This window comes from Mesorhizobium argentiipisi (SeqCode), from assembly GCF_037179585.1.
In the GTDB taxonomy this organism is placed as follows: domain Bacteria; phylum Pseudomonadota; class Alphaproteobacteria; order Rhizobiales; family Rhizobiaceae; genus Mesorhizobium; species Mesorhizobium argentiipisi.
Genome location: NZ_JAPYKO010000006.1, coordinates 193,228 through 216,484 on the forward strand (window position 1 = coordinate 193,228; position 23,257 = coordinate 216,484).

Genomic DNA, 23,257 nt, shown 5'->3' on the forward strand with positions numbered 1-23,257 from the left:
TTTAGCTGGCCGATTGTACTGACTTTCCCATTGCGCTTTGTCGGGAGCCCCTGGCCTCCTCGGGCTCGAGATTCGAAAATATGCCTGTGAGCAGATCCGCCCATTTCCGCTGCCCGGTCTCGCCGGCGATTTCGTCGTTGCGGATTTCGATCATCGCGCAGGCAAGGCCGCGCGAACGCGCGTGCCGCTCCAGCGTGAAATAGACGCGGTCGGCCGGCGAATAGGGTTCGTTGACGCCAACGGTGACGCCGGCAAGCCGCTGCAGCGCCGCGACCAGGGGCGTCGCCAGGCGGCGGTCGTCATCATGGATGATGCCGATATGCCATGGCCGGCTCTTGCCCTTGTAGACCGGCGTGAAGGAGTGCACCGACACCAGACGCGTCTCCTGACCCCGCGCCAGCCGCTGCTCCACGATCTCGGCGATCGTGTCGTGGAACGGGTGCCAGGCAAGGTCGATACGGGCGGCGCGCTGCTTGTCGGACAGGCTCGAATTGCCGGGAATGACTGTCGTCTCGCTGACCGGCGGAACGAGGTCCGGCGCGTCGAGCGGCCGGTTGCAATCGATGACGAGCCGCGACACGCGGGTCTCGATCAAGGTCGCGTCGAGCGCCTGCGCCATGCGGCTGGCGACGGGAAGCGCACCCGGGTCCCAGGCGATATGGCGCGAAAGATCCGCAGCCGGGAGGCCAAGCGTTCCGAACTCGGCGGGCAGGAAATTCGAAGCGTGGTCGCAGGTGAAGACGAAGGGGCTGGATCCGCCGGGGTTGGTCACCCTTACGGTCTCAGGTGCAAGGCTAGCGAGCCGAGCTTTCTCCATATCGTCCCCTGCGGGGCGCTGTATCTTATGTTACGTATTTTGTCTCATTGCGTCCCTGTGAATGGTTTCATACAGTTTGGCCGGCTTTGTCAAACGCGAATTCGGGAAAATGGCGGCGGCGGGTCAACGGGCGGGGGAAAACATGATTTCCAGCATTGCCGAACTGATCTCGGACCGCATCGGCACGATGCCGGCCGGCGAGCGACGCGCCGCCCAGACGCTGATTGCCAACTATCCTTTGACCGGGCTGAAGACGGTCGCCGAATTCTCGGCTGCGGCCGGCGTATCTTCGCCGACGATCCTACGCTTCGTCGCCAGGCTCGGCTTCCAGAATTACCCCGAATTCCAATCGGCGCTGCAGGATGAGCTGGCAGCGCAATTGCAGTCGCCGGCTTCGCGCACGCTCAATCCAAGCTCGGCCGGCGGCGCCGTTTCGCCGATGCTCGAGGCGACGCTCGACAATATGCGCGAGACCTTCCGGCACCTCACGGAAAGACAGCTGGCAGACATTGCCACGAGACTTGCCGAGCGGCGCGGCAAGACCTTCCTCATCGGCGGCCGTTTCACCGATCCGCTGGCGCGCTACATGGCCGCTCACCTGGCCATCATCCAGCCGGATGTCTATCACCTCGCCGGCCAGGAGAGCATCTGGCGCGACCGGCTGATCGACATGGGCAAGCGCGACGTCCTGGTGATCTTCGACATCCGCCGCTACCAGGAAAGTCTAGTGCGCTTTGCCGAGAAGGCTCACCAGCGCGGCGTGCAGATCATTCTCTTCACCGACCAGTGGCTTTCGCCGATCGCCCGGTTCGCCCGCCACGTAATCGCCGGGCGCACCGCCGTGCCCTCGGCCTGGGATTCGTCCGCCGCTCTGTTCGTGGTCGCCGAAACGCTGATCGCCGCCGTGACCAGGCAGTTGGAAGCGGCCGGCGCCAAACGCATCCGCGACCTCGAAAGCCTGCGCTAGAGCCGGATGATTTCAGGTCGAAATCGACCTGAAATCTGAATCCGTCTCTAAGCTGCGTATGTCGAGGCGGAGCCGGCCGAGTAACTACTTTACGAGCCGGCCCTCGATCGACCAACGCGCCGCCAGGAAGTTCAGCACGGCGGCCACCACGACGCCGAGTATCTTGGCCGGCCACACGCCTGCGGTCTCGGCCAGTGCCGCGATCGAGAGGCTCGAAACGCCAAGCGAAATCAGCGCCCCCAGCGAGACGAAGCGCAGGAAGGAATGGTGCAGCCGGATGTCCCGGTCCCGCTCGAACGACCAGAAGCGGTTCGCTACGAACGAGAAAAGGACCGCGACGAACCAGGCGCCGACATTGGCGGCCAAAGCCGGCACCGCGAGCTTGAGCAGCAGGAAGAATGCGGTGAGGTCGATGCCGGTGTTGACCAGCCCGACCAAGGCGAAGCGGACGATCTTGCTGCCGGTCGAACGCTGCGGCTGGCCGGCGCTCATACTTTGCCGTCCATGACGCGCATTTCGGCCCGTTCGAGGCTGGCGCCGAAATCCTCGGAACTCAGAACCGCGAACTCGACCTCACGCGCGCCCTGCATCGGGTCGCGAGCGCGCAACACGTCATCGACTTGGCCCGGATGGCACATGAACAAACCTTGTTCGGGCAAGGTGTCGACCGCGGCGCGCAACGTCGAAGTGAATTTTTGCGGCTGCCGCCAGTCATAGATACCGCAGAGCGGCGTCATCACGTTAAAGCCGGCCCGCTGCATCGACCTGTTGAAGCCCGCGGCCAGCGTGGCGATCGCCGCGACCTTGGTCGCCGCGTCCAGGCCGGCAAGCCCGGGCGCGCCGCGCAGCGCCGGCTTGTGTGCGCTCCCTCCAAACCGGACGAGCAGCCAATTCCGTACCGCGGGAAGAAAATGCACATGCTGGTGCCCGTCGATGTGATCGGGCGGGCCAGCCAGCGCTTCGGTGAAGCGGTCGTACTGGGCGTCGAGCTCGGCATGAATGTCCCGCTCCTCGATGCGCCCGCGCCGCACCGGCAGCGCAAGGGAGGCAAGCCCGGGCAGCTTGCCTTCCGGCGCCAGGCTGGACGAACCGGTCGCGGCGATCTGATCGGTGAGGGTCAGGTGTAGCCCGACGGCCGCCCGTCGACGGAACGGCCTGATGCGCGCCGCCGCCTCTTCCCATTCCGGAAAGCCGGTCATGCAACTGGTCCCGGTCAGGCGGCCGCGCTCGATGAGGTCGAGGATCGCGCTCGATACCCCCGGTGCAAGGCCGTAATCGTCGGCGATCAGGCGGATCGACCTGGTCATCTGTCCGGAGCAACCTGCTTGATGGCATTGCCATGCAGCACGTCGCGCACGATGTAGACGGGCCGGTCCTTGCTTTCGCTGAGCGTGACCCAGACATACTCGCCGATCAGGCCGAGCAGCGCCAGGTTGAGGCCTCCAAAAAGCACGACGGCAACCATGATGCTGGGGTAGCCAGGCACGGCTATGCCGTAGAACAGCACCTCGAAGAGCACCTTCACGCCATAGGCGAGACCTGCGAATGCCGCCAGCAATCCGATAAGGCTGATGACGCGCAGCGGGATCACGGAAAACGAGGTGAACCCTTCAAGCGAGAACGCGATCAGGTTGAACCTTGTCCATTTGGACGTGCCGCTGGCGCGGTTTTCCGGCGAATAAAGCACCGCCTTCTGGCGGAAGCCGGCCCAAGCGAACAGCCCCTTGTTGAAACGACGCTTGTCGCGCACGCTGGTCAGGGCACGCGCAACGGCGCCGCGCATGACGCGGAAGTCTCCGGCATTTTCGGGGATGTCGAAGCGCTGACTGCTGTTGATCAGCCTGTAGAAGAGCCGCGCCAACTGGCTGCGCCGCCAGCTCCCCTCGCGCCGGTCGTTCTGCGCGTAGACGACATCGATCTGCGGATTCTCGACCAGTTCTGCAATCATCTTCAGGCTGATATCCAGGGAATGCTGGAGGTCGGAGTCCATGATCAGGACCATGTCGCCGCGGGAATGATCGAGGCCGGCGAGCACCGCCGCTTCCTTGCCGAAATTGCGGCTCAGCCGCACGATCTCCCAGGAGCCGGAGAGCGCAGTCGCAAACGTCTCGGCGCTGCCGTCGCGGCTGCCGTCGTCGACGAGTATCTTGCGGACCGTCATGCCGAAGCGCTCCGCTACGGCCACTTCCAGCCTGGCGAGCAGCCCGACAAACGCAATGGCGGATTCGGCCTCGTTGAAGAACGGCGCGATGATATCGAGCATCTCAGCCATGCGCGACGGCTCCGGCGACAGGCACCTTCTGTCTGTCTTGCGTCCAGAACCAAGCGACGAGCACGCAGGCAATTATGCTAATGCTGATCGGCCGGAACCACGGGTGGAAAAGATCGTGCAGTCGCAGGTCGACACTGGTCAGTCCGGTGACGAAGAGGAATGTCGCCAAGAACCAGCACATGGCCTCGGCTCCCTTCTCCCGCCAAAGCAGGGCGATGGAGAGACCGGCAGGCACCGCCACCATGGCGTAAGTGTTCTGCTCGACCCGCGGATTGAAGACGCACATGTAGAATGCCGCGGCGAGGAAGATGGCGAGTCCGCCGATGTTGGAGTCCAATCTGCGGTCGAACTGGAGCACCAGCCAAAGCGTCAGCAGACCGGCGAACATACGCACGATCGTCGCGTCTAACTCGGAAACCGGCATTCCAAACCGCGTGAAAGGCGCCGTGAAGTCGGCCGGGACGAAGGGGCCGGTTGGGTCGACCGTCATCGAAGTCAGCAACCGGACGAAATCGTGATATTGCGCGTTGACGTAGTCGGTCGACGCAAAGCCATAGGGGATGGCGAGCGCGACGAGCACCGCCAGCACCAGCGCCGGTATCAGCCTGGGGCGCAGCGCTCCCGCCAGAAGCAGCATGATGATCGCGGTCGGCTTGGCGATGATCGCAAGCATGGCCCAGAAGAAGCTTTCGGCCCGGCGCCCCTCAAGCGTCGACAACGTGAGAAACCAGCATGCCCCGGTGAGCAGGATCGTCGCCTGGCCGTTGCGAAGCGCTGCGAGCGCCACCGGCAAGGCAAGGAAAAGACCGAAGGACAGCAGCCATGTCTGTTCCTGGCCGCTAAGCTTGCGCACCTGACGCATTGCGGCAAAAGTCAGCAAGCCGAAGCCCAGTATGTGCCACAGAGTATCGCCCAGATACGGCCCGAGCTTCAGCAGGGGAACATAGAGGACGGCGAAGGCGGGAGCGTATAGATATCCCATGGCGACTTCGACCTGATACAGCGGCCGGCCGCTCAGAAACGCTTCACTGCCATGTCTATAGATATGGACCACCGAACGCGCATTGGGCGACCACAGCGCTAGGCCAAGCACGACCAGAAACGACCCGACCCACCAAAACCCCAAACGGTCGAAAACCGGCTTGGTTACCATCATAGCGCACCCCGTATTCCGACCAGGACGGCTTTCCCATCGCCGCCTGGCTTCACCGCCGGCGAGATATCACAACGAATGGAATAAAACATCCGAGCGTGACTGTTACCGGCGCGGCGCAAGGGAAGGCGCAACAGCGGCATTTTTCCGCCGCTGTCTTGTCGATCACAGCTTTGTGTTTGAGGATTGGCCACGGGTCTGAACGGCTGCGATCGACCCTCGGGTGCTTACGGCTTGATGAACACCTTTCCGTTGGACTTGGCGAGCTCGGCCGGCAGCCGCGCCATCGCCTCGTCCAGCGGCACGACCGCCGTGACGTCGGTCGACCAGCGTCCATCGGAAAAGCGCTTCTGCGCTTCCAGCACCGCCGGGCCCAGCCTGTCGCGGAATTGCCGCATCCATTCGGCCAGCCAGAAGCCCTCGACGCGCTTGTGCTGGAAGATCAGTTGGCCGGGCTCGCGGATCACCGTCGGCCCGGCGTCGAGCCGGCCATAGACGATCCAGCGCGCGCGTTTCGGCATGGCATTGAAGATGGCGGAAGCCAGAGGGCCGGTGACGGCGTCGAGGAAGATGCGCGGCTGCTCGGCCTTCATCGCCTCGCGCAACGCCACCTCGAAATCCGCCCCCTTCTCGTTAAGCACATGGGCAGCGCCGAGCTCCTTCAAAAGCGGGATCTGCTCGTCGCGGCGCACCGTGACGATCGGCCGGAAACCTTCCTCCTTCGCCAGCCCGATGATCAGCTTGCAGAGCTGGCTGCGCCCGCCGTCATGATGAAGGATTTTTCGCTCTCCTCTTTGACGATGTCGAACATGGCCAAGGCGGTCAGCGGATTGACGATCATCGCCGCGCCGTCCTCGTCGCGCACCGTATCGATGAGCGGGATGCAGGAAGCGGCCTCGGCGACGGCATAATCCGCCCAGGCGCCCCAGTTCGACACGCCGGTGGCGAAAGCAACGCGTTTCCCTGCAAGGCTCCTTGCATAGGGATCGTCGCCCGTGGCGACGACAATGCCGACGCCTTCGAAACCCGCCGGTCGGCCCTTGACCCGCGGCTGGCCGTACTGGCCCTTGATGAAGGCGATGTCGGAGGGGTTGATCGAGGCGAGGCTGACCTTGATCAGCGCCTGTGTCGGCCCTGGCACCGGCACGGCTATGCGGCCGGGCTGGAGGTAAGGCTCCATCGCTTCGAGCGCAGCCGCCGAAGGCGTCCTGGTGTAACCGTCGCCGACAAGCAGCAGACCCTGCATTTGCGATGGAAGCGTCATGGTCGTCAGACCTTTTCCTGCGTGTATTTCTTCAGTTCCGCGCGCGCCACCTGGCGCCGGTGCACGGCGTCCGGCCCGTCGGCCAGCCGCAATGTCCTCAAATGCGTCCAGGAGCGGGCGAGCGGCGTGTCCTGGCTGATGCCTTGCGCGCCGAACATCTGCACCGCCTCGTCGGTGACCTTCAGCGCGACGCGGGGCGCCACCACCTTGATCTGGCTGATCCAGGGGGCGGCCGCGCGAGCGTCTCCCTGGTCGATCATCCATGCAGCCTTGAGGCACAAGAGCCGCGCCATCTCGATCTCCATGCGGCATTCTGCGATGATGTCGACATTGGCGCCGAGCTTTGCCAGCGACTGGCCGAAGGCCTCGCGCCGCAACGAGCGCTGGCACAGCATCTCCAGCGCCATCTCTGCCTGGCCGATGGCGCGCATGCAGTGATGGATGCGGCCAGGCCCGAGCCGCCCCTGCGCGATCTCGAAACCCCTGCCCTCGCCGAGGATCAAATTCGTCGCCGGCACCCGGACGTTGTCGAATCTCAAATGCATATGGCCGTGCGGCGCGTCATCGTCGCCATAGACCTGCATCGGCCGCAGCTTGGTGATGCCCTTGCTGTCCGAGGGCACCAGGATCATCGAATGCCGGCGATGCTGCGGCTCCTCGTCCGATCCCGTCCTGACCATGACGATATAGATGGCGCAGCGAGGATCGCCGGCTCCGGAAGCCCACCATTTCTCGCCGTTCAGAACATAGTCATCGCCTTGCCGCTCGCAGCGCATCGAAATGTTGGTGGCATCCGAGGACGCCACGTCCGGCTCGGTCATCAGATAGGCCGAACGAATTTTCCCCTCGAGCAGCGGCTCCAGCCAGTCGCGCTTGTGCGCTTCCGATCCATAACGCTCCAGCACCTCCATGTTGCCGGTGTCGGGCGCCGAGCAGTTGAAGGTTTCGGCGCCGAGATGCGCCTTGCCCATCTCCTCCGCCAGATAGGCGTATTCGACGGTGGAAAGGCCGTAGCCGCGCTTGGAATCGGTGAGCCAGAAGTTCCACAGGCCGCGCTCGCGCGCCGTCTCCTTCAAGCCTTCCAGGATTTCCGCCTGCCTGGCCGTGTACGCCCAGCGGTCGCCCCCCTTGCCGACCTCGGCGAGAAACTCTTCGCCGAGCGGTGCGATCTCGTCACGCACCATCGCCGCCACGCGCTGGTGGATCGGCTTCAGCCGCTCGGTCATGCCGAGATTCATGTCCGCCATCGCTTCCGCCTTTCCCGAAGATAAATCTTTACCCGTGGCAAGGATGACCGTACTTCGGCTAGCCTTGTCAACGCGAGTTCTTGGGCGAGTTCCCCTGCCGGGCAGGGAGCGGAGAAACACGATGAGCTATCTGGACAAGCTGTTCTCGGTCGCCGGCAAGACCGCGCTGGTGACAGGCGCGGCGACCGGCATCGGGCGCATGGTGGGGACCGCGCTGGTGCGCGCCGGCGCTCAGGTGATGATCGCCTCGCGCAAGGGCGAGGATTGCGCAAAAGTCGCCAACGAATTGAACGCGCTCGGCGGCTCCGGCCATGCCGAGGGCTTTGCCGGGGACGTGTCCAGCGAAGCAGGCATCGTGGCACTCGTCGCCGAGGTCAAGGCACGCACGGAACGCCTGCACATCCTGGTCAACAATGCCGGCATTTCCTGGGGCGCGCCGCTGCAGGGTTTCCCCTACCATGCCTGGGCCAAGGTGTTCGGCGTCAATGTCACCGCCGTCTTCCACCTGACACGGGAGCTCTTGCCGCTGCTCGATGCCGCGGCGAGCGACGAAGATCCTGCCCGCGTCATCAATCTCGGCTCGGTGATGGGCACCCAGCCGCTGGCCGACGACGCCTATTCCTACGCGGCTTCGAAAGCGGCGGTGCATCATTTGACGCGCACGCTGGCGATCGAGTTCGCCGCCCGCCGCATCACCGTCAACGCCTTTGCGCCCGGCCCTTTCCAGAGCCGCATGACGGCCTTTGCCACCGCGACCGAGGAGCAGGCGAAACATGTCGGTAACCATGTTCCGCTCGGCCGCATCGGCGCGGCGGATGACATTGCCGGCGCAACGCTTTATTTGTGCAGCCGTGCCGGAAGCTATGTCACCGGCGCCATCCTGCCTATCGACGGCGGCCAGTCGGTGCAGCATGGAATGACTTTGTTCAAGGAATAAGCTGCCCGGTTCGAGGAATCGCTATCCGGGCGGGGGTGCGGAGGACATCAGCGTGGAACCGATCAGTCTCGATACGCTTCTGGCAAGCGTCGGCAAGGAGGTCGGCGTCTCGCCTTGGCGAACGGTGACGCAGCGCATGATCGACCAGTTCGCCGATGCGACCGACGACCACCAGTTCATCCATTGCGATCCGGAGCGCGCCGCGCGCGAGACGCCGTTTGGCGGCACCATTGCGCATGGCTTCCTGTCGCTGTCGCTTTTGTCGGCAATGACCTTCGAGACCATGCCGCCGCTGGAAAACAGCAAGATGGGCGTCAACCACGGCTTCGACACGCTGCGTTTCCTGGCGCCGGTGAAGACGGGTTCGCGCATCCGCACCCGCTTCGTGCTGGCGGACGTCAAGGTTCGGCCGTCCGGCTGGGTACAGACGGCGCATGACGTGACCATCGAGATCGAAGGTTCGAAGAAGCCGGCGCTGACGGCGCGCTGGCTGACCTTGACGCTGATCGAGCGTCAGCCCGAGAACGCATGAGCGGCGAGGCCGGTGCCATAGACCAGGCGGCGCTTGCGGCCTATCTCGAGGCGCATATTCCGGGCTTTGCCGGCCTTTCCGCGATTGAAAAATTCAAGTCCGGCCAGTCCAATCCGACATATCTTTTGACCGCCGCCAGCGGCCGCTATGTGCTGCGCGCCAAGCCGCCGGGGCAATTGCTGAAATCCGCGCATCAGGTCGACCGCGAGTTCCGGGTGATGCGGGCGCTTGCCGGCACGGCGGTGCCGGTGCCGCGCATGCTGCATCTGTCAGGGGAAGAATCCCCGATCGGCCGCATGTTCTATGTCATGGAATATCTCGACGGCCGCATTTTCTGGGATCCGTCGCTGCCGGACGTTTCCGGCAATGAAGAGCGCGCCGCGATCTACGATGCGATGAACGCGACCCTTGCCGCCATGCACGACGTCGATGTCGATGCCGTCGGCCTCGGCGATTTCGGCAAGCCCGGCAGCTATTTCGAACGCCAGCTCGCGCGCTGGACCGGCCAGTACCGGGCCTCCGAAACCGAAACCATAACCGATATCGACAGGCTGATTGCGTGGCTCGAAACGCATATGCCGGCCGATGACGGCCGGGTTTCGCTTGTCCATGGCGACTACCGGCTGGACAACATGATTTTCGCGCCTGACGCGTCAAAAGTCATCGCGGTGCTCGACTGGGAACTGTCGACGCTCGGCCACCCCTTCGCCGACCTCGCCTATCCATGCATGCAGTGGCGTCTGCCGCATGCCTCGGGTTTTCGCGGCCTTGACGGCGTCGATCGCGCGGCTGCCGGCCTGCCTTCCGAGGAAGCCTATGTCACCGCTTATTGCCGCAGGCGCGGGATTCAGGGGATCGACAACTGGACCTTCTTCCTCGCCTTCTCCTTCTTCCGGCTGGCGGCGATCTGCCAGGGCGTCTACCGCCGCGCGCTGGACGGCAATGCGTCCAATCCGGAAAAGGCAAAGACCTATGGCGAGGCAGTGAAGCTGCTTGCCGCGCTTGCGGTGCAACTGATCGACGAGAACAGCTGAAAGCGGGAGAGCTGAGCGATGGGCCGTTTCGATGGGATGACGGTGCTGATCACCGGCGCGACCGGCGGTCTCGGCAGCGGCGCGGCAAAGGCCTTCGCCGCCGAAGGGGCGCGGCTGGTGCTCTCCGATCTCGACGAGGCGGCGCTCGGCAGTTTCGCCGCAACGCTCGATGCCGAGACGGCTCGCCTTGCCGGCAATATCGCCGACGAAAAACTCTCGGAGGATCTGGTGAAGCTTGCCGTGCAAAAGTTCGGCCGGCTCGACATCGCTGTCAACAATGCCGGCATCGTCCACTCCTTCGTGCGCCTGCCGCAGGTGTCCTCGGAAGAGGCGCGCCGCGTGGTCGAGGTCGATCTGCTCGGCGTCTTCTACGCCATGAAGCACCAGATTCCTCAGTTGGAGCGGCAGTTCAAGGAAAGCGGCAAGGGCGGTGTCATCGTCAACATCGCCTCCGTCGCCGGCCTCTCTGGCGCGCCGAAGCTGTCGGTCTATGCCGCCGCCAAGCACGGCGTCGTCGGCCTGACGCGCTCGGCCGCCGTGGAATATGCCAGCAAGGGAATACGCATCAACGCGGTCTGCCCGGCACACACCCGCACGGCGATGGTCGACGGCTTCGTGCGTTTCACAGGAGCGCCCGAAGCCGAAGCGCTCGCCGAGCTCACGCGCGGCGTGCCGATGAAGCGTGTCGGCGAGGTCGACGAGATCATCACCGGCATCCTGTTCCTCGCCGACCCGGCCAACTCCTTCATGACCGGCCACGCGCTGGCGCTCGATGGCGGCGTTGGCGCTATCTGAGCAATTCCAGGAAAAGTAGCCTAGCGGTTTTGCGTCCGGAACTGCGTTAAAACAAAGAGTTAGTGTGCACGCAAGGGAACCGGAACGCTCTCTTGTCCGTTTCCGTACACCGTATATAACTTCGTCAGGCAACCAACGACAAAAGGCAGCGGACATTGACGCTGAGCGTTCAGAAACGCCGCGAGAAACAGAAGGCAGAGCTTCGCTCGGAACTGGTCGCGGCGGCGCACAAGCTGGTCCAGGAAGAGGGCTACGAGGGCTTGACCATCCGCAAGCTGGCCAAGCGCGTCGGCTACGCGCCGATGTCGGTCTATTCCTATTTCGCCGACAAGCAGGACATTCTGTTCGCACTGGCCGAAGATGCCTTCGAAACGCTTGCCCGTCGCATCGAAGAGCACCCCGCGGACGATCCGGTCGAGGCGCTGCGGGCGGTGATGACCGAATATGCCGCCTTCGGGCTCGGCAACCCCAATGAATACCGTACCGTCTTCATGACCGAGAAAACCAGGCTGCCCGAAGGCCGCAGCTACGAGGACATGGAAGAGGGCAATCCGGCGATGAAGGTGCTGATAAGCCGGGTCGAGGCGTGCGTGGCCGCCGGCAAGCTCAAGGGCGACCCGCGCGCCATCGCCACCATGCTGTGGACCGTCGGCCACGGTACGATTTCGCTGTTGATCACCTTCCCCTTCTATCCGTTCGGTGACCCCCAGGCCTTTGTGAAGCGCATGTGCGACTTCATGCTGGCCTCATTGTCAGCGCAGGATATCTCCCCGCTCACCGAAACACCTCTCAATTGCTGACCGGCGTTCGCGCCGGCTTTCCGTTATGCTGATCACTGGACTTGCGCGACGAATTCCTATGTTCAAGAAAAGTTGTCGTACGCGTACAAATTCCCTCTTGAATTCAGCTTCCGTTAACCGTATTTGTACGTCCTATCGTACATGTACGAACCGAAGATGGAAGATGAAGAAGACGATCCCCGCCCTTGCCACAGTGCTGGCCTTCTCGGGCGCCGCCTTCGCCGGCGCGGGCCATCCGGCCAAGCACGCCTCCGCGACGGCCTGCGCTCAGGCCAATGCCAATGTGGTTCTCGATTGCACCGCGACCGGTTCGGTCGAAAAGGCGGACACAGCCAAGACCCAGACCACCAAGGGGCCGCGACTCGGTATCGACGTGAACCCCTGGTTCGTGCCCGGCCTCTGAAGCAATTTCAGGTTAAAGCTCAGCGGCTTCGAAGCACTGCAAAATCGAAAAACGAAAACGGGCGACACTTGGCCGCCCGCTTCGTTTCGCCTGAAGTCCGATTGCCTGCTGTGACGGCGCTACTTCTTGCGCGACTTCATTCCAGGAACGGTCTTGGCCTTGCCGGGCTTTGCCGGCCTGCCGGGGATGGAAGTGCTGGTCACCGATACCGGATCACTGGCCGGAAAAGTGTCCTCGAGGCCTTCCTCGAGTTCCTCTTCCTCAACCTCGCGACGCCTTTCGTGCTCCAGCGAACGGACTGCAGCTGTCTTCTTGGATGACTTCGGCGCGGATTTGGACGGCATCGGCAATCTCCCTCGCTAAGCAGTTCCAGGAAAAGTGCGCAGCGGTTTTCCGTCCGGAACTGCGTCAGAGCAAACATTTAGAGCGGTTGCGCGTTTCATGAAACGCCCGACCGCTCTGATCGGAGAAACGACGCGGGATCGGTGAAGGTTCCCTCGGGCTGATCGTTCGGCCGGGTGACCGCAGATCAGTTCGCCGCGTCGCCTGCCGCTTCCGACAACAGAGTAAAGACATAGTCCGAGAAGGAACGCCAGCATTCCACGCGGAAAGCGTCGGCCGCGCTGCGCAACAACACGATCTCGGATTTGCCGAGAATGGTGCGCGAGGCTGCTCCCACCGGGAAAGCCTCAAGCGACAGGTCCTGCGGGCAGCCCGCATTGACCGTCGCCGCGGCAGCAGGTCCGACAACCGAAATCCCGACATTGCGGTGCGAGATGCCGACCGCCGAATGCAGCGCCGTCACCTTGGCGCAATCGGCGAGCGGATCGTTTCCCGCCTCGTCGATGATCATCCATTCGTCCGGCCCGAGCCACAGCGCCGTGCGCCCGTCCTTCGTCGCCGAAGTCTTGGGCTTTGTCGGCAGCGTCAGACCGAGCGCCTTCGAGAGCGCGGCAAGCGAAGCCTGCGGCGCGCGCAGCGAGATGCGTTCGGCCGGCGGCAGCATCTCGACTTTGACACCCGGCGCCGACAGCACCCGGCCGGCAAGCGCCGGACGCCGCTCGACGGAGGCGGAAGCAGCAGCGGCTTTTGTCCTGGCGGCGGCTCTAGCCATTGAGGCGTTCTCCCTTCTCGTCGACGAATACCATGCCGGTGACCTCCACCTCGATCGTGCCGTTCGGCATCGGCACATAAAGCGTCTCACCCATACGGTCGCGGCCGCCGGCGACCAGCGCCAGCGCGATCGAGCGGCCGCAATTTTCCGACCAGTAGCTGGAGGTGACGTGGCCGATCATCTTCATCGGGATCGCCTGCTTCGGGTCCGCGACGATCTGCGCGCCCTCTTCCAGCACGACCTTCGGGTCCTTGGTCTTCAGGCCGACAAGTTGCTTACGGCCTTTGGCCACCAGATCCGGCCGGGTCAGGCCGCGGATGCCAACGAAGTCGGTCTTCTTCTTGCCGACCGCCCAGTCGAGCCCGGCATCGTTCGGCGTGACCGTGCCGTCGGTATCCTGGCCGACAATGATGTAGCCCTTCTCGGCGCGCAGCACGTGCATCGTCTCGGTGCCGTAAGCGGTCGCGCCATGCTTCTGGCCTTCGGCCCACAGCGCTTCCCACACAGCCTCGCCGTAGTCGGCCGGCACGTTGACCTCGAAGCCGCGCTCGCCGGTGAAGGACATGCGGAACAGCCTTGTCGGCACGCCGCAGATCCTGCCCTCGCGCACCGACATATGCGGCATCGCCTCGTCCGACATGTCGATGCCCTCGACCAGCGGCGCGATGATATCCCGCGACTTCGGTCCCTGCACCGCGATCACCGCCCATTGTTCGGTGATCGAGGTCAGCCAGACATTGAGATGCGGGAATTCGGTCTGGAGATAATCCTCCATGTGGTTCATGACGCGCGGGGCGCCGCCGGTCGTGGTCGTCACGTGGAAGCGGTCCGGCGCCAGCCTGCCGACGACGCCGTCATCATAGATGAAGCCGTCCTCGCGCAGCATGATGCCATAGCGGCAGCGGCCGGTTTCGAGCTTCTCCCACGGATTGGTGTAGAGCAGCTCCATGAACTTTGCCGCATCCGGCCCGACCACCTCGATCTTGCCGAGCGTGGAGGCGTCGAACAGCCCGCCGACCTTGCGCACCGTCACGCATTCGCGGTTGACGGCGGCAGGCATGTCTTCGCCCGCCTTGGGGAAATACCAGGCGCGCTTCCAGTGGCCGACATCCTCGAACACAGCACCATGCGACGCCGCCCAGCCATGCGTTGCCGTGCGCCGGGTCGGGTCGAACAAGGCGCCGCGCGCGTGGCCGACGATCGACCCGAAGGTGACCGGCGTGTAGGGCGCGCGGAACGTGGTGAGACCGACCTGCGGGATCGGCTTGCCGAGTTCCTCCGCGGCGATCGCCAGGCCATGCATGTTCGACGTCTTGCCCTGGTCGGTCGCCATGCCGTTGGTGGTGAAGCGCTTGACATGCTCGATCGAGTGCATGCCTTCATGCACCGCCTGGCGGATATCCTTGGCGGTGACATCGTTCTGGAAATCGACGAAGGCCTTGACCGTGGTGCCCGGCCCGGCTCCGGGCGCTGCGCCCAGCATGCCACGCGACCAGCTCTCGCCGGCGTCGACCTTGGGCTTGGCGCCCTTGCCAACCTTGCCGCCGGCCTCCTTCGCTGCCTTGGCGCCCGCCGCATAGGCGTCGTCGACCGAGGCGACCAGCCCGTCCGTGCCGTTGCAGGCGCCTACCGAGACGCAGTCCTGCGCATAGGTGCCGGGCACGAAGCGCTTGGTCTCGTCATTGAAGGCGACCTTGCCGCGCGACTGCGAGAAGAGATGCACCGACGGCGTCCAGCCGGCCGACATCAGGATTGCGTCAACAGGGATGGTACGCTCACCGCCGCCATTCTTCGGCTGCACGGTCATCGACGACACACGCAATTTGCCGCCGGCGCTGACCACGGCGCGGCCGAAATTGATCTCGATGCCGAGCGCCCTCGCCTCGTCGATCACCGGTCCGGCCGGATTGTCGCGCAGGTCGACGATCGCCGCGACATTGACGCCGGCCTTCTTGAGATCGATCGCGGCCGCGTAGGCGGAATCATTGGCCGTATAGACGCCGACATTCCTGCCGACCGCCACGCCATAGTGATTGAGGTAGCTGCGCGCCGCCGAGGCCAGCATGACGCCGGGACGGTCATTGTTGGCGAACACCATGTGGCGCTCGATGGCGCCGGTGGCGATGACGACGCGCCTGGCGCGAACCTGCCACAGGCGCTCGCGCGCCAGCTCGCGGCCGAGGTTCTTGAGGTGGTCGCTGACGCGCTCGACCAGGCCGACGAAATTCTGCGCGTAATACCCGAAGGCCGTGGTGCGGGAGAGCACGCGCACATTGTCCATCGCCCTGAGCTTCGCGATCGCCGCTTGCGCCCAGGTATAGCCGTCCTGGCCGTCGATCCTGGCGCCGCTCTCGAAGCGCAGGCTGCCGCCGAATTCGGCCTGCTCGTCGGCAAGGATCACCCGCACGCCGGTTTCGGCCGCGGCGAGCGCGGCCGCGATGCCGGCGGCGCCGCCGCCCAGCACCAGCACCTCGCAATGCGCGTAGCGCGCGGCATAGTGGTCCGGATCCGGCTTCTCGGGCGAAACGCCGAGGCCCGCGGCAGCGCGGATCTTCGGCTCGTAAAGATCCTTCCAGGCCCATTTCGGCCACATGAAGGTCTTGTAGTAGAAGCCGGCCGAAAACATCGGCGAGGCAATGTCGTTGACGGCGCCGACATCGAAGGCAAGCGACGGCCAGCGGTTCTGCGAATTGGCCGTCAGCCCGTCATAGAGCTCCTGCACAGTGGCGCGCACATTCGGCGTCTTGCGCGCATCGTCGCGGACGATCTGCACCAGCGCGTTGGGCTCTTCCGCGCCGGCTGACAGGAAGCCACGCGGACGGTGATATTTGAACGAGCGCCCGACGAGATGCACGCCATTGGCGAGCAGCGCCGAGGCCAGCGTGTCGCCCTCGATGCCGATGTAGGGCTTGTCATCGAAGCTGAAGGAGGCGGTCTTCGCCTGGCTGAGGCGACCGGCGCCGGAGATACGGAATGAGGCGCTCATTCCGCGGCTCCAGGCAGCTTCGCGGGCTTCGGCTCGCCGGCCTTGTAGGTCATGACGAACTTGTCGGTGACGGTATCACGAACCGCGTTGAAGAAGCGCGCGCAGCCATGGATGTGCCGCCAGCGCTCATAGATGACGCCCTTCGGGTTCGCGCGGATGAAGAAGAATTTCTCGAAATCGTCGTCGCTCTCGGCGGCAATGTTGGTCGGGCGTGCGATATGCGCCTCGCCGGCATTGCGGAACTCGAGTTCCGGTCGCTCTTCCTCGCAATAGGGGCAGCGGATGAGAAGCATCTGGATGATCCTAAAACTTGCCGTGACCGGCGCGTGCGCCAGCCGGGTGAAAGCAAAGCGGCTGAGCCATCATCAGTGCGCCACCGCCGCCGCGGCGGCCTCGTCGATGAGGCGCCCCGTGCGGAAGCGCTCCAGCGTGAAGGGCGCGTTGATCGGGTGCGGCTCGTCCTTCGCGATCGTGTGTGCGAAGACGTTGCCCGAGCCAGGCGTCGCCTTGAAGCCGCCCGTGCCCCAGCCGCAATTGACGTAAAGCCCCTTGACCGGCGTCTTTGCCAGGATCGGCGAGCGGTCAGGGGTCACGTCGACGATGCCGCCCCAGGAGCGCAGCATCTTCATGCGGGTGAAGATCGGGAACATCTCGCAAATGGCGTCGAGCGTGTGCTGCAATATGTGCAGGCCGCCGGTCTGCGAGTAGGAGACATACTGGTCGGTGCCGGCGCCAATGACCAGCTCGCCCTTGTCGGACTGCGAGATATAGGCGTGCACCGTGTTCGACATCACCACGCAGGGCACCACCGGCTTGATGGGTTCCGACACCAGCGCCTGCAGCGGATAGCTTTCGAGCGGCATGCGCACGCCGGCCATGTTCATGATGACCGACGAGTGGCCGGCCGCGACCACGCCGACCTTCTTGGCGCCGATGAAACCGCGCGTCGTCTCCACGCCGCTGACCGCGCCATTGGCCGCGCGCTTGATGCCGGTGACCTCGCAGTTCTGGATGATGTGCACGCCGCGCGCCGAAGCGCCGCGCGCATAGCCCCAGGCGACCGCATCGTGGCGCGCCGTGCCGCCGCGGCGTTGCAGCGCGGCGCCCATCACCGGATAGCGCGCATCCTTAGAGATGTTGAGCGGCGGGCAGAATTCCTTCGCCTGTTCGGGCGTCAGCCATTCATTGTCAATGCCGTTGAGGCGGTTGGCATGGATGTGGCGCTTGAACACCTGAACGTCATGCACATTGTGCGCCAGCATCATGACGCCGCGCGGCGAATACATGACGTTGTAGTTGAGCTCCTGGCTGAGCCCGTCCCACAGCTTTAGCGCATGGTCGTAGATGCCGGCGCTCTCGTCATAGAGGTAGTTGGAACGGATGATGGTGGTGTTGCGGCCGGTATTGCCGCCGCCGAGCCAGCCCTTCTCCAGCACCGCGATATCGGTGATGCCGTGCTCGCTCGCCAGATAATAGGCCGTCGCCAGGCCGTGTCCGCCGGCGCCGACGATGATGACGTCGTATTCCTTCTTCGGCTCGGGCGACGTCCACTGCTCTTCCCAGCCCCTGTGGCCGCGCATCGCCTCGCGGGCAATGGCGAATACCGAGTATTTCTTCACGTTAAGCCTCGCGCCAAAAATCCCGGATGTCGTTCGGGCCTCTCCCGTCACGCGAGGTGTATCACTAGCGAAACCGCGATGTCATCCTTGCACTGTTTGCGACGGCGCTTGCCGTTTTGCGCCAGTGCCGCGCAATGCCCCCCTGCGATGGCGGCAAGGCAACTTTCGGGTGGCTGCATCTATGTCGATTTGCGACCTAGGCATCCAAGCGCGGGCAAGCCCTGCACAAAGGAAGGATGCAAAGACATGTTCACCCTCGCAAACAAGATCGCGATCGTCACCGGCGCAAGTTCCGGCATCGGCCGCGCCACCGCCAAACTGTTTGCTGAGCAAGGCGCAAGCCTGGTCGTCGCGGCCCGACGTCAGGCTGAGCTCGACGTGCTTGTCGACGAGATCGAAGCGGCCGGCGGCACGGCAGCCGCACTTGCCGGCGATGTAAGGGACGAGGCTTATGCGAAGTCGCTCGTCGAATTCGCCGTCGCGAGATTTGGCGGCCTCGACGTCGCATTCAACAATGCCGGCGCCGTCGGAGTGATGGGACCCGTGACCGACATGGCGCCGGCCACCTGGCACGATACAATGGACACCAATCTGACCAGCGCCTACCTCGCCGCGAGACACCAGATTCCGGCCATGCTGGAGCGCGGCGGCGGCTCCCTGATCTTCACCTCGAGCTTCGTCGGCTACACCGCCGGCATGCCGGGCATGGCGGCCTATGCCGCGGCCAAGGCCGGACTGATCGGCCTGACGCAGGTGCTCGCTGCCGAATACGGGCCGCAAGGACTGCGCGTCAACGCGCTGCTGCCCGGCGGCACCGACACGCCCGGCGCAACCACGACCACGCCCGAGGCGCGCGCTTTCGTCGAAGGCATTCACGCCTTGAAGCGCATGGCGCAGCCGGAGGAGATCGCACGCTCTGCGCTCTATCTCGCCTCGGATGCGTCGAGCTTCACCACCGGCACGGCCTTGTTTGCCGATGGCGGCGTCTCGATCAACCGGACCTGATCCGGCCGTCAGGCTGCAAACACGCTCATCCGCTGAAATGTGGCGATGCGGCCTTGCATTTCGGCACAAATTGACGATTTCGTTTCCCGTCGAAAACGGACAGGGAACGATGCTGCTGATCAGAACCTATGTTGCCCAGAGCGCCATCGAAGGCGTCGGCGTCTTCGCCGCCGAGCCGATTCGCAAGGGCGCTTCGATCTGGCGCCTCGACCCGGATTTCGACCGGCTGATCCCGCTGGAGAAATATGAGGCCGCGCCGCCGCATCTACGCGAGTTGCTCGACCGCTATGCCTATCCGAGCCCGGACAGGCCCGGCTTCATGGTCTATGAGGTCGACAATGGCCGCTTCATGAATCATTCGGAACGGCCGAACACGGATTTCTCGCAATATGGCGGCGCCACCGCCATTCGCGACATCGCCCCCGGCGAGGAAATCACCTGCGATTATGGCGAGTTTTTCGAGGACTTTGCGCGCCTCCATCTGACGACCGCGTAGGGCGAACAAATGTCCGCGCGCAGCGCTCAGGTTTTTGATCGCTGTTTCCCGCAATCAAAGGTGGACATCCCAGCCTGATTCTGCTATCAGCCGCCACAATTCGCGGTGCAGCTCGCCGCGGAGGCATGTCAGCTATGGCTGTTTGCCTAACGATTTCAAACCCGAAGACAGGATTGCCCGTGCAGGTACTCGTCCGCGACAACAACGTTGATCAGGCGCTTCGCGCGCTGAAGAAGAAGATGCAGCGCGAAGGTATTTTCCGCGAAATGAAGATGCGCGGTCATTACGAGAAGCCGTCCGAGAAGCGTGCCCGCGAGAAGGCGGAAGCCGTGCGCCGCGCCCGCAAGCTGGCCCGCAAGCGCGCCCAGCGCGAAGGCCTGCTGCCGATGACCCCACGCCCGGCTCCGGCTGGTGCTGCCGGCGCATCGCGCTCGCCGCGTTCATAACGCCAATTTTTCGTCCTTTTCGAAGGATACCGAGGGTGGCGTGATGCGGAATCGCCGCCACCCTTTTGTTTATAGATTCGAGCCGGTTCGGAGAGGGAACGGACTGACGGCGCCGCGGCAGTGAGGACAAAGATGAACGCTATTGCCGTAGAGCGCGGAACCGCTTTTCGCGGCTTCGCCCTGACGGCGGCCCTGCTTTCGGGTCTGGTGCTTGCAGCATGCCAGACGACCCCGACAGGTGAGTTCAACTCGATCGACAAGGCGCAAGCGTCGAGCGAGAACATCTCCTCGCTGTCGGCAGTCATCCAGCGCAATCCGCAGGATCCCGAGGGCTATAACGTGCGCGGCTCGGCCTATGGCCGCGGCGGCCAGTACCAGGCGGCGCTCAAGGACTTCAACCAGGCCATCCAGCTCAATCCGAACTTCTACCAGGCCTATTCGAACCGCGCGCTGATCCAGCGCTTCCTCGGCAATCAGCAAGCAGCTTTGGCCGACTACAACCGTGCGATCCAGATCAACGCCAATTACGACGCCGCCTATATCGGCCGCGGCAATCTCTACCGCAAGGCGGGCCGCACCCAGGATGCCTTCAACGACTTCCAGAAGGCGATCCAGCTCGACACCACCGATGCCCGCGCATATCACAATCGGGGCCTGATCTATCAAAGCCAGGGTCAGCACAAATTCGCCATCGAGGATTTCTCGACCGCGATCTCGCTGGCGCCGGACGCCGCCGAGCCCTACAACGGCCGCGGCCTCTCCTACCTGGCGACAGGCGACGAGGACAACGCCTTCGCCGACTTCAACATGGCCATCAAGCTCGACGGCAAGAACGCTGAGGCATGGGCCAACCAGGCGCTGATCTACGAGCGGCGCGGCGACAAGGGAAGGGCGGCCAAGTCCTATCGCGAGGCTGTCCACCTCGACCCGAACTACCAGCCAGCCAAGGATGGCCTTTCGCGCACCGGTGGCAACGCCAGCTGATCGGAAGCTGGTACCGTAAAGGTACCCTTGCATGACACACGGGTCTGCCCGCGAGCGTAGTGTTGCGCCGCGGGAATGCTGCTAGCGAGCCGTTAACCGCACAAGGCAAAGCGTTAACCTACGTCATTTTCGCGCCAAGTTTTCGGCGGAACGCTCGACGCACCTCGATCGTTTAAGCCGGGGCCAAATTTTCGCGAAAGGACCTTTCCAATGATCAAAACACTTGCCTGTACCGCTGCCGCGCTTGCCGCCACGGTCCTCGCTTCCCCGGTAAGCGCCGGCACCCTCCGGCTCGGCACGCTTGATTGCACCATCGACGGCGGCGTCGGCTATGTCATCACATCGAACAAGGGCGTTTCCTGCGTCTTCCGCCCCTCCCATCACGGCCCGGCCGAGATTTATACCGGGATGATTTCCAAGCTCGGCGTCGACGTCGGCAAGACGCATCAGGGCCAGCTCGTCTGGGCGGTGCTTGCCGCCACCCGCAGCCATGATGCGGGCGATCTCGCCGGCAGCTACTACGGCGTCAACGCCGAGGCGAGCGTGGTGACCGGCGGCGGCGCCAACGTCCTGGTCGGCGGCTTGGATAGCGCCTTCATGCTGGAGCCGCTCAGCGTGCAGGCGCAGACCGGCCTCAACCTGGCCGTCACCGTGGCGTCGCTGGATCTCGTCCACTCCTATAAGTGAGCCTTCGGCTTTTCAAATTCATTGCGCAGCACTCGGCCCGGAACATCTGTTCCGGGCCGAGTGCTTTGGAAAGCGGGATCCCTTCGGAGCCAATGGTGGCTTGCCTCGAAATCCGCGAAAAAACCTCTTGAGCTCAACTGCGCTCGAGGTTCTACAAGCCCTGCCGAACTGGATCTTGCCCCTCGTTTGCAACGCGGATGAGGTGCGCAAAACAAGCAGGAGATCGGCGTGACGGCAGCGAGCGGCAACAAGCTGGCCAGCAACAGGGTCGATTGGCGGGCGCTGTGGGCAAGCGGCGACCTGGCGCGCTTCTGCTTCGTCAGCCTCGGCATCCTGCTGCATGCCACCAACGAAACAATGGTGGCAACGGTGATGCCGGCCATGGTCGGCGAACTGGCGGGCGTGCAGCTGGTCGGCTGGTCGCTGGCGATCTATGAGCTCGGCGCGATCGTTGCCGGCGCCGCGGCCGGCCGGCTGGTCACTTATGTCGCCCTCCGCTCCAACATGATGGTCGCCGCACTGCTCTATGGGATCGGCGCGCTGATCTGCGCCACGGCGCCTTCCATGCAGTGGTTCCTCATCGGACGTCTGGTCGAAGGGCTTGGCGGCGGCGCGCTCGTATCGCTGGCCTTCGTCTCCGTCGAGCGCCTGTTTCCACGCAACATCTGGCCGCAGCTCTTCGGCATCATGTCCGCGGTCTGGGGCGTCGCAGCCTTCAGCGGCCCCATGCTGGGCGCTCTCATGACCGAGTTCCTGTCGTGGCGCTGGGCTTTCGGCGTCTTCACCTTGGGCGGCGCGGCGATGGCGCTGGCAAGCTTCATCGTGCTCGATACGCCCGAGGCGAGGAAGCCGCAGGCGAGCGGCGGCAAGGCACCGCCCTTCCCCTATCCCGCGCTTGCCTGTCTCGCCCTCAGCGTCGTGCTGATCGCCGCCGCCGGCATCGATATCGCCCTGGTGCGCTCGTCGCTGCTCCTCTTCCTCGGCCTGATCGGCCTGGCGCTTTTCTTCCGCGTGGATGCGCTTAGGCCGCAATCCCGGCTCTTCCCGTCGCCTCTGTTTTCATGGCGCTCGCCACTCGGCAGCGGCATGACCATGGTTGCGGCTTTCTCCGTAGCGACCTGCACCTTCACCATTTACGGGCCGCTGCTTCTGACCACGCTGCACGGCATTCCGATCCTGACCACCGGCTACATCATCGCCGCAGAATCGATCGCCTGGTCGGTCCTGTCGATCCTCATCGCCAATGCGCCGCTGGAGCGCGAGAGACTGATCATCGTCGCCGGCGCCCTAATGATCGCCTCCGGCCTCGCCGGCTTCGCCTACACAATCCCGGCAGGCTCGATCCCGCTGATCCTGCTCTGCGCCCTTTTGCAAGGCGGCGGCTTCGGCGTTTGCTGGCCCTTCCTCACGCGCGTCATCGTCGCCTCGGCCCGCGATGGCGAGCAGACGATCGCGTCGGCTGCCGTGCCGACCATGCAGCGCATCGGCTATGCCGTGGGCGCGGCGCTTGCCGGCATCGTCGCAAACGCCAGCGGCTTCTCGGGAGGCCTGAACCGTGAAGCGGCCGCAAGCGTCGCCGGCTGGCTGTTTCTGGCCTTCGTGCCCCTCGGTGTGTTCGGCTGCCTGGCGGCGCTGAGGATTTTTTCAGCGGCAAACCGACCTCGATTGGCAGCGGGTTGACGGGATGCCAAGGCGGCCG

The 23,257-nt window shown here is 64.1% G+C and carries 24 protein-coding genes and 1 pseudogene; 13 read left to right on the forward strand and 12 right to left on the reverse strand.

Annotation, left to right across the window (positions count from 1 at the left end; genetic code table 11):
* Position 1: 1 nt before the first annotated feature.
* The gene (locus O7A05_RS11955; RefSeq protein ID WP_337093296.1) at positions 2 to 817 is read right to left on the reverse strand and encodes an N-formylglutamate amidohydrolase; all 816 of its coding nucleotides are present in this window, start codon (positions 815 to 817) and stop codon (positions 2 to 4) included.
* Between the two features lie 142 nt (positions 818 to 959).
* On the opposite strand from O7A05_RS11955, the gene O7A05_RS11960 reads away from it, so the two are divergent.
* Entirely contained in the window at positions 960 to 1,784 is an 825-nt protein-coding gene (locus O7A05_RS11960) for a MurR/RpiR family transcriptional regulator (protein ID WP_337093298.1), read from the forward strand.
* An 84-nt stretch (positions 1,785 to 1,868) separates the two neighbouring features.
* Here the strand turns inward: O7A05_RS11960 and O7A05_RS11965 are convergent, their stop codons facing one another.
* The 6 genes and pseudogenes from O7A05_RS11965 to O7A05_RS11990 form a co-directional block, all read right to left on the reverse strand.
* Positions 1,869 to 2,276 (reverse strand): GtrA family protein, encoded by a 408-nt coding sequence (locus tag O7A05_RS11965; RefSeq protein ID WP_337093299.1) that lies wholly within the window; start codon positions 2,274 to 2,276, stop codon positions 1,869 to 1,871.
* The gene (locus tag O7A05_RS11970) at positions 2,273 to 3,091 is read right to left on the reverse strand and encodes a ChbG/HpnK family deacetylase (RefSeq protein WP_337093300.1); all 819 of its coding nucleotides are present in this window, start codon (positions 3,089 to 3,091) and stop codon (positions 2,273 to 2,275) included. Before O7A05_RS11970 ends, O7A05_RS11965 begins: the two co-directional genes overlap by 4 nt.
* Positions 3,088 to 4,056, reverse strand: a complete 969-nt coding sequence (locus tag O7A05_RS11975) for a glycosyltransferase family 2 protein (protein ID WP_337093301.1) — start codon at positions 4,054 to 4,056, stop codon at positions 3,088 to 3,090. The genes O7A05_RS11970 and O7A05_RS11975 overlap by 4 nt, the downstream gene beginning before the upstream one ends.
* Positions 4,049 to 5,212: a glycosyltransferase 87 family protein gene (locus O7A05_RS11980; protein ID WP_337093302.1), complete on the reverse strand. Its 1,164-nt coding sequence runs from the start codon at positions 5,210 to 5,212 to the stop codon at positions 4,049 to 4,051. Before O7A05_RS11980 ends, O7A05_RS11975 begins: the two co-directional genes overlap by 8 nt.
* Positions 5,213 to 5,436: 224 nt before the next feature.
* Positions 5,437 to 6,473: pseudogene (locus tag O7A05_RS11985) on the reverse strand (zinc-binding dehydrogenase).
* A 5-nt stretch (positions 6,474 to 6,478) separates the two neighbouring features.
* Positions 6,479 to 7,720, reverse strand: coding sequence for an acyl-CoA dehydrogenase family protein (locus O7A05_RS11990; protein WP_337093303.1), 1,242 nt, complete (start codon positions 7,718 to 7,720; stop codon positions 6,479 to 6,481).
* 121 nt (positions 7,721 to 7,841) lie between these two features.
* Between O7A05_RS11990 and O7A05_RS11995 the strand changes: the two genes are divergently transcribed.
* The 6 genes from O7A05_RS11995 (at position 7,842) to O7A05_RS12020 (ending at position 12,221) form a co-directional block, all read left to right on the forward strand.
* On the forward strand, positions 7,842 to 8,657 hold the full coding sequence (locus tag O7A05_RS11995; RefSeq protein ID WP_337093304.1) for an SDR family oxidoreductase: 816 nt from the start codon (positions 7,842 to 7,844) through the stop codon (positions 8,655 to 8,657).
* A 52-nt stretch (positions 8,658 to 8,709) separates the two neighbouring features.
* Positions 8,710 to 9,189, forward strand: coding sequence for a MaoC family dehydratase (locus tag O7A05_RS12000; RefSeq protein ID WP_095766281.1), 480 nt, complete (start codon positions 8,710 to 8,712; stop codon positions 9,187 to 9,189).
* Positions 9,186 to 10,223: a phosphotransferase gene (locus O7A05_RS12005; protein WP_337093306.1), complete on the forward strand. Its 1,038-nt coding sequence runs from the start codon at positions 9,186 to 9,188 to the stop codon at positions 10,221 to 10,223. Before O7A05_RS12000 ends, O7A05_RS12005 begins: the two co-directional genes overlap by 4 nt.
* 18 nt (positions 10,224 to 10,241) lie before the next feature.
* Positions 10,242 to 11,018, forward strand: a complete 777-nt coding sequence (locus O7A05_RS12010; RefSeq protein ID WP_337093307.1) for an SDR family NAD(P)-dependent oxidoreductase — start codon at positions 10,242 to 10,244, stop codon at positions 11,016 to 11,018.
* A gap of 155 nt (positions 11,019 to 11,173) precedes the next feature.
* Complete coding sequence (locus tag O7A05_RS12015; protein ID WP_337093308.1) at positions 11,174 to 11,818, forward strand: TetR/AcrR family transcriptional regulator; 645 nt, start codon at positions 11,174 to 11,176, stop codon at positions 11,816 to 11,818.
* A gap of 163 nt (positions 11,819 to 11,981) precedes the next feature.
* Entirely contained in the window at positions 11,982 to 12,221 is a 240-nt protein-coding gene (locus O7A05_RS12020; RefSeq protein ID WP_337093309.1) for a DUF680 domain-containing protein, read from the forward strand.
* Positions 12,222 to 12,340: 119 nt separating this feature from the next.
* Here the strand turns inward: O7A05_RS12020 and O7A05_RS12025 are convergent, their stop codons facing one another.
* The 5 genes from O7A05_RS12025 to O7A05_RS12045 all read right to left on the reverse strand — a co-directional run bounded on the left by O7A05_RS12025 (position 12,341) and on the right by O7A05_RS12045 (position 17,940).
* A complete protein-coding gene (locus O7A05_RS12025; RefSeq protein ID WP_337093310.1) occupies positions 12,341 to 12,565 on the reverse strand; it encodes a hypothetical protein in 225 nt (74 codons plus the stop codon).
* A gap of 185 nt (positions 12,566 to 12,750) precedes the next feature.
* A complete protein-coding gene (locus tag O7A05_RS12030) occupies positions 12,751 to 13,335 on the reverse strand; it encodes a sarcosine oxidase subunit gamma (RefSeq protein ID WP_337093311.1) in 585 nt (194 codons plus the stop codon).
* Complete coding sequence (locus O7A05_RS12035; RefSeq protein ID WP_337093312.1) at positions 13,328 to 16,321, reverse strand: sarcosine oxidase subunit alpha; 2,994 nt, start codon at positions 16,319 to 16,321, stop codon at positions 13,328 to 13,330. The genes O7A05_RS12030 and O7A05_RS12035 overlap by 8 nt, the downstream gene beginning before the upstream one ends.
* Positions 16,318 to 16,614, reverse strand: coding sequence for a sarcosine oxidase subunit delta (locus O7A05_RS12040; RefSeq protein WP_337093313.1), 297 nt, complete (start codon positions 16,612 to 16,614; stop codon positions 16,318 to 16,320). The genes O7A05_RS12035 and O7A05_RS12040 overlap by 4 nt, the downstream gene beginning before the upstream one ends.
* A gap of 72 nt (positions 16,615 to 16,686) precedes the next feature.
* The gene (locus tag O7A05_RS12045; protein ID WP_337093314.1) at positions 16,687 to 17,940 is read right to left on the reverse strand and encodes a sarcosine oxidase subunit beta; all 1,254 of its coding nucleotides are present in this window, start codon (positions 17,938 to 17,940) and stop codon (positions 16,687 to 16,689) included.
* Positions 17,941 to 18,186: 246 nt separating this feature from the next.
* Here O7A05_RS12045 and O7A05_RS12050 point away from each other — a divergent pair, with 246 nt between their 5' ends.
* The 6 genes from O7A05_RS12050 to O7A05_RS12075 all read left to right on the forward strand — a co-directional run bounded on the left by O7A05_RS12050 (position 18,187) and on the right by O7A05_RS12075 (position 23,238).
* Positions 18,187 to 18,945: an SDR family oxidoreductase gene (locus O7A05_RS12050; RefSeq protein ID WP_337093315.1), complete on the forward strand. Its 759-nt coding sequence runs from the start codon at positions 18,187 to 18,189 to the stop codon at positions 18,943 to 18,945.
* Positions 18,946 to 19,054: 109 nt separating this feature from the next.
* Positions 19,055 to 19,441 (forward strand): SET domain-containing protein, encoded by a 387-nt coding sequence (locus tag O7A05_RS12055; RefSeq protein WP_337093316.1) that lies wholly within the window; start codon positions 19,055 to 19,057, stop codon positions 19,439 to 19,441.
* A gap of 179 nt (positions 19,442 to 19,620) precedes the next feature.
* Positions 19,621 to 19,887, forward strand: coding sequence for a 30S ribosomal protein S21 (rpsU, locus tag O7A05_RS12060; protein ID WP_027165252.1), 267 nt, complete (start codon positions 19,621 to 19,623; stop codon positions 19,885 to 19,887).
* 132 nt (positions 19,888 to 20,019) lie between these two features.
* Entirely contained in the window at positions 20,020 to 20,871 is an 852-nt protein-coding gene (locus tag O7A05_RS12065; protein WP_337093317.1) for a tetratricopeptide repeat protein, read from the forward strand.
* Between the two features lie 210 nt (positions 20,872 to 21,081).
* The gene (locus O7A05_RS12070; RefSeq protein ID WP_337093318.1) at positions 21,082 to 21,558 is read left to right on the forward strand and encodes a DUF992 domain-containing protein; all 477 of its coding nucleotides are present in this window, start codon (positions 21,082 to 21,084) and stop codon (positions 21,556 to 21,558) included.
* Positions 21,559 to 21,786: 228 nt separating this feature from the next.
* Positions 21,787 to 23,238 (forward strand): MFS transporter, encoded by a 1,452-nt coding sequence (locus tag O7A05_RS12075; RefSeq protein ID WP_337093319.1) that lies wholly within the window; start codon positions 21,787 to 21,789, stop codon positions 23,236 to 23,238.
* Positions 23,239 to 23,257 lie beyond the last annotated feature (19 nt).